Raw genomic sequence first — 5,348 nt, forward strand, 5'->3', positions numbered from 1 at the left:
GCGGCGGCTCGCCGATGCCCTCGCGGGGGTCCGCCAGGCCGAGGGGGAGGCATCACCCGAGGTGCGCTCGCCGATGCCCGGGACGGTGACGTCCGTGGCGGTGGCCAACGGCGAGCGGGTGGTGGCCGGCCAGCCGCTGTTGACGGTGGAAGCGATGAAGATGGAACACCAGCTGAGCGCCGCGATCGCCGGCGAGGCCAGCATCAACCTCAAGCCCGGCGACCTGGTCAAGGCCGGCCAGATCGTCGCCGTCGTGCGGGCAGCGGATCCTGTCCCCGAAGAACCTGAACAGAAAGGGGCATGACCATGCCTGACTTTTCACTGAGCGAGGACTACCAGGACCTGGTGGAGACCGTGCGGGAATTTGCCCGCGAGGTGGTGGCCCCGGTGTCCGCCAAGCACGACGAGGAGCACAGCTTCCCGTACAAAGTGGTGGCACAGATGGGCGAAATGGGACTGTTCGGGCTCCCGTTCCCCGAGGAGTACGGCGGCATGGGCGGCGATTACTTCGCGCTCGCCCTGGCGCTGGAAGAACTCGGTGCGGTGGACCAATCGGTGGCGATCACCCTGGAGGCCGGGGTCTCGCTGGGGGCCATGCCCATCTACCGCTTCGGCAGCGAGGACCAGAAACAACAGTGGCTGCCCATGCTGGCCAGCGGCGAGGCGCTCGCCGGTTTTGGCCTGACCGAACCCGAGGCGGGATCGGACGCGGGCGGCACGAAGACCCGGGCCGAGCTCGTGGACGGGCAGTGGGTGGTCAACGGGCACAAGGAATTCATCACGAACTCCGGCACCGACATCTCCCGGCTGGTCACCGTCACCGCGGTCACCGGCACCTCCGAGCGCGAAGACGGCTCGCTGAAGAAGGAGATCTCCACCATTCTGGTCCCCACCGACACCCCGGGCTTCACCGCCGAGAAGGCCTATAACAAGGTGGGCTGGAACGCCTCCGACACGCATCCGCTCACCCTCGACAATGTCCGCGTCCCGGAAGAGAACCTGCTGGGCCGCCGCGGCCGGGGCTATGCAAACTTCTTGCAAATCCTGGACGAGGGCCGGATCGCCATCGCCGCGCTGGCCACGGGCGCTGCGCAGGGCTGCGTGGACGAAGCGGTGCGCTACGCCAAGGAGCGCCAGGCCTTCGGCACCAGCATCGGCTCCTTCCAGGCCATCCAGTTCAAGATCGCCCGGATGCAGGCCCGCGCGCACACGGCGCGGCTGGCGTATTACGACGCCGCCGCCCGGATGCTCGCCGGCCAACACTTCAAAACGCAGTCCGCGATTGCCAAGATGGTGGCAGGCGAAGCCGCCATGGACAACGCCCGCGATGCCACGCAGATTTTCGGCGGCTTCGGCTTCATCAACGAATTCCGGGTTGCGCGCCACTACCGTGACTCGAAGATCCTGGAGGTCGGGGAAGGGACCACCGAAGTGCAGCTGATGCTCATCGCCCGCGAGCTGGGGCTGTGACGGACCGCGCAGGCTAAGGAGGACGCAGTGATCGACAAGGTAGTAGCTTCCGCCGCGGAGGCCGTGGCGGACATTCCCGACGGCGCCTCGCTGGCCGTGGGCGGCTTCGGCCTGTGCGGCATTCCGGTGGCGCTGATCCAGGCCCTGCACGACGCCGGCACCACCGACCTGGAGACCATCAGCAACAACTGCGGCGTGGACGACTGGGGGCTGGGCGTGCTGCTGGCCGACGGCCGGATCCGGCGCACCATCAGCTCCTACGTGGGCGAGAACAAGGAGTTCGCCCGGCAGTTCCTGGCCGGCGAGCTGGAAGTGGAGCTGACCCCCCAGGGGACGCTGGCGGAGAAGCTGCGGGCCGGCGGTGCCGGGATTCCCGCTTTCTATACGGCCGCCGGGGTCGGCACCCAGGTCAGCGAGGGCGGGCTGCCGCGCAAGTACGACGCCGACGGCGCGGTGGCCAAGGCGTCGGAACCGAAGGAGGTCCGCAGCTTCGGCGGGGCCGACTACGTGCTGGAGGAGTCCCTGCGGCCGGACTTCGGACTGGTGCATGCGTGGAAGGGCGACCGGCTGGGCAACCTGGTGTTCCACGTGACCGCCATGAATTTCAATCCGCTCTGCGCCATGGCCGGCAAGATCACGATCGCCGAGGTCGAGGAACTCGTGGAACCGGGCGAACTGGACCCCCAGCAGATCCACACCCCCGGCATTTTCGTCCAGCGGGTGGTGGTGGCGCCGGAAGTGGAAAAGCGGATCGAAAAACGCACGGTGCGGCTGGCCGGCCAAGACACCGAGACCGGGAAGTAAGGAGCACGCCATGGCGCTGACGCGCAACGAACTGGCCGCCCGGGTGGCCCGGGAACTGGAAAACGGGCAATACGTGAACCTGGGCATCGGCATGCCCACCTTGATTCCCAATTACATCCCGGACGGCGTGGAAGTCATCCTGCATTCGGAGAACGGGCTCCTCGGTGTCGGCCCCTATCCGACCGAGGACAACATCGACCCGGACCTGATCAACGCGGGCAAGGAGACGGTGACGCTCAACCGGGGAGCGGCGATCTTCGACTCCTCCGCTTCCTTCGGCATGGTGCGGGGCGGGCACGTCGACGTGGCCGTTCTCGGCGCCATGCAGGTGTCACGGACCGGAGACCTGGCCAACTGGATGATCCCCGGCAAGATGGTCAAGGGCATGGGCGGTGCCATGGACCTGGTCTTCGGTGCCAAACGGCTGATCGTCATGATGGAACACGTGGACAGGGACGGGAATCCCAAGATTCTGACCGAATGCACGCTGCCGCTCACGGGCAGGGGCTGCGTGGACACCATCATCACCGACCTGGCGGTCATCGACGTCACGGAGCAAGGACTGGTGCTGCGCGAGACGGCCCCCGGCGTCGAGGTGCAGGACGTCGTGGCCGCCACCGGCACCGAGCTCCGGGTCGACCAGTACCAGGCGGGTGCCCGGTGAACACCGATGCAGGGGCGGCGGCCACGCCGTCGGAAGCCGCCGGGGCGCAGAAAGTGATCATCCAGCGCGGGCTCTACTTCGAGGAGATCGAAGCGGATGTCATCTACGCGCACCGGCCGGGCCGGACTGTCACCGAGGCGGACAATGTCTTCTTCACCACCGCCACCATGAACAACCAGGCGCTCCACCTGGACGCGGCGTGGGCGGCGGAGCAGCCGTTCGGCCAGCGGCTGATGAATTCCATGTTCACCCTCGCCACGGTCGTGGGCCAGTCCGTCGGCCAGCTCACCCAGTCCACGATCGTGGCGCAACTGGGCATGACCGACGTGACGTTCCCGCACCCGCTCTATCACGGGGACACGCTGTACACGGAGACGGTGGTCACCGACAAGCGGCTGTCCCGGTCCCGGCCCGGCACCGGCGTGGTGACCATGCACCATACCGGCCGGAACCAGCACGGGGACGTGGTCGCCACGGTGACGCGCAGCTGCCTGATGTGGACCAAGGACGGCCACGCGCACGCCATCGCGGGCTCGGAAACGGCCGACGCCGAACTGTGGGACGGCCGGCCCGGGGACGGAATCCGATGACCGGCTTCGCCATGGGGCCGGCCATCCTGTTTTGTCCGGCGGACCGCCCGGACCGGTACGGCAAGGCGGCCGCACGCGCCGACGCGGTGATCCTGGACCTGGAGGACGCCGTTGCCCCGGGCGACCGCGCGGCGGCCCGGGCGGCCATCGTCGACAACCCGCTGGACCCCGAACGGACGATCGTGCGGGTCAACGCGGCCGGCACCGCCGACCATGGGCCGGACCTGGACGCCGTCCGGCGGTCCGGGTACCGCACCATCATGCTGGCCAAGGCGGAGGACGCGGCGGCTGCCGTCGGCCTCGGGGAGTACTCGGTGGTGGCCCTGTGCGAGACGGCGCTGGGCGTGCTGCACGCCGCGGAGCTGGCACGCTGCGCGAACGTCACCGCGCTGATGTGGGGGGCCGAGGACCTGGTCGCCTCACTGGGCGGCAGCTCCAGCAGGTTCGCGTCCGGAACCTACCGGGACGTCGCCCGGCAGGCGCGTGCCGAGGTCCTGCTCGCCGCCGGCGCCTACGGCAAGGCCGCCATCGACTCGGTCTACCTCGACATACCGGACCTCGGCGGGCTCGCGGCCGAGGCTGAGGACGCCGTCGCCTCGGGTTTCGCGGCCAAGGCCATCATCCACCCCAGCCAGGCCGACGTGGTGCGGGCCGCCTACCGTCCGGGCGAGGAGGAAACCGACCGGGCGGCCGCGCTGCTGGCCGCCGCCGCCACCGAATCCGGGGCCTTCCGGTTCCGCGGCCAAATGGTCGACGGGCCGGTCCTCAAGCACGCGGAGCAGATCCTGCGGCGGGCCGGGCAAACCCCGTCCTGACGTCTGATCGGGACGTAGGCCCGTCCTGACGCCTGCTCGGGACCGGCAGCCCCGCCCTAACGGCTGATCGGGACGTAAAACTTCTCCGGCCGGCCGGCTGCCCCGTACCGCGGGGTGATCCGTGCCTCGCCGCGCGAGACCAGGTACTCCAGGTACCGCCGCGCGCTGACCCGGGCCAGGCCCAGCCGCCCGGCGACCTCGGACGCAGAGGAGGCCGCGCCGGCCGCATTCAGGTCGGCGATCACCGCCTCCAGGGTGGGCAGGGACAGGCCCTTGGGCAGCGGGCCCGCGGCCCCCGAGCCGGACAGCGCCATGGCGGAAAGCGCGGTGCGGCCGGCGTCGCTTCCGGAGGCGGCGGCAGCGCGCGGCAACAGCCGGGGTGCGCCCGAGGCACTGCGGGGCGCCGGGCCGTTAGCGGTTCCGTCCGCGTCCCGCCGGGCGGACTCCCTGCCGGCATCGAGCTGCGGCGCGAGCAGCCGGTCGATGCCGTCCTGGTCCAGCACGGCGGAGTCGTCGCTGCCGCTGATTTGCCGGCGATGTTCCACGTAGGCGTCCAGCCGCTCCATGAGAACCCGCGCGTTGAACGGCTTGACGAGGTAGTGGAGCACTCCGCCGGCCATCGCGGCCCGCACCGTGTCCAGTTCGCGTGCCGCAGTAATCGCGATGACGTCGACAGGTTCCCCGGGAAGGTTCCGGACCGCGCGCAGGACTTCGATGCCGCTCATGTCCGGCAGGTGGATGTCCAGCAGCACCAGTTCGGGGCGAAGCGCCGCGACCATGGCCAGGCCCTCGGCCCCGGTGTACGCGGTGCCCACGGCGTCGAAGGCGCCATGGGCCAGCAGGAAGCCGGTGTGCACCCCGGCAACTTCTTTGTCGTCGTCGATGACGACCGTGCGGATCTGGCTCATGGGACCGGAACTCCCTGCGCGCGTGCGTTGGGCGGGGTGGGCGAGAACGTGACCGTGAACTCGGCGCCGCCGGAGGCCGAGGCCGCCACCCGGGCAG

General features: G+C 69.7%; 7 protein-coding genes. 6 read left to right on the top strand and 1 reads right to left on the bottom strand.

The window, feature by feature from the left end; all coding sequences use genetic code 11:
• The 6 genes from AC5RV2_RS14185 to AC5RV2_RS14210 all read left to right on the top strand — a co-directional run.
• Positions 1–304, top strand: a 304-nt coding sequence (locus AC5RV2_RS14185) for an acyl-CoA carboxylase biotin carboxyl carrier protein subunit (RefSeq protein WP_494092860.1), incomplete at its 5' end; no start/stop codon positions are given.
• A gap of 2 nt (positions 305–306) precedes the next feature.
• Positions 307–1,470 (top strand): acyl-CoA dehydrogenase family protein, encoded by a 1,164-nt coding sequence (locus tag AC5RV2_RS14190; protein ID WP_494092861.1) that lies wholly within the window; start codon positions 307–309, stop codon positions 1,468–1,470.
• 27 nt (positions 1,471–1,497) lie between these two features.
• Complete coding sequence (locus tag AC5RV2_RS14195) at positions 1,498–2,274, top strand: CoA transferase subunit A (protein WP_494092862.1); 777 nt, start codon at positions 1,498–1,500, stop codon at positions 2,272–2,274.
• A 10-nt stretch (positions 2,275–2,284) separates the two neighbouring features.
• The gene (locus AC5RV2_RS14200; RefSeq protein ID WP_494092863.1) at positions 2,285–2,938 is read left to right on the top strand and encodes a CoA transferase subunit B; all 654 of its coding nucleotides are present in this window, start codon (positions 2,285–2,287) and stop codon (positions 2,936–2,938) included.
• Positions 2,935–3,528: a MaoC family dehydratase gene (locus AC5RV2_RS14205; RefSeq protein WP_494092864.1), complete on the top strand. Its 594-nt coding sequence runs from the start codon at positions 2,935–2,937 to the stop codon at positions 3,526–3,528. The genes AC5RV2_RS14200 and AC5RV2_RS14205 overlap by 4 nt, the downstream gene beginning before the upstream one ends.
• On the top strand, positions 3,525–4,343 hold the full coding sequence (locus tag AC5RV2_RS14210; protein ID WP_494092865.1) for an HpcH/HpaI aldolase/citrate lyase family protein: 819 nt from the start codon (positions 3,525–3,527) through the stop codon (positions 4,341–4,343). The genes AC5RV2_RS14205 and AC5RV2_RS14210 overlap by 4 nt, the downstream gene beginning before the upstream one ends.
• Positions 4,344–4,399: 56 nt before the next feature.
• On the opposite strand, the gene AC5RV2_RS14215 is transcribed toward AC5RV2_RS14210, so the two are convergent.
• Entirely contained in the window at positions 4,400–5,251 is an 852-nt protein-coding gene (locus AC5RV2_RS14215) for a response regulator (RefSeq protein ID WP_494092866.1), read from the bottom strand.
• Between the last annotated feature and the right edge of the window lie 97 nt (positions 5,252–5,348).

It is taken from the genome of Arthrobacter sp. Y3225116, from assembly GCF_059091245.1.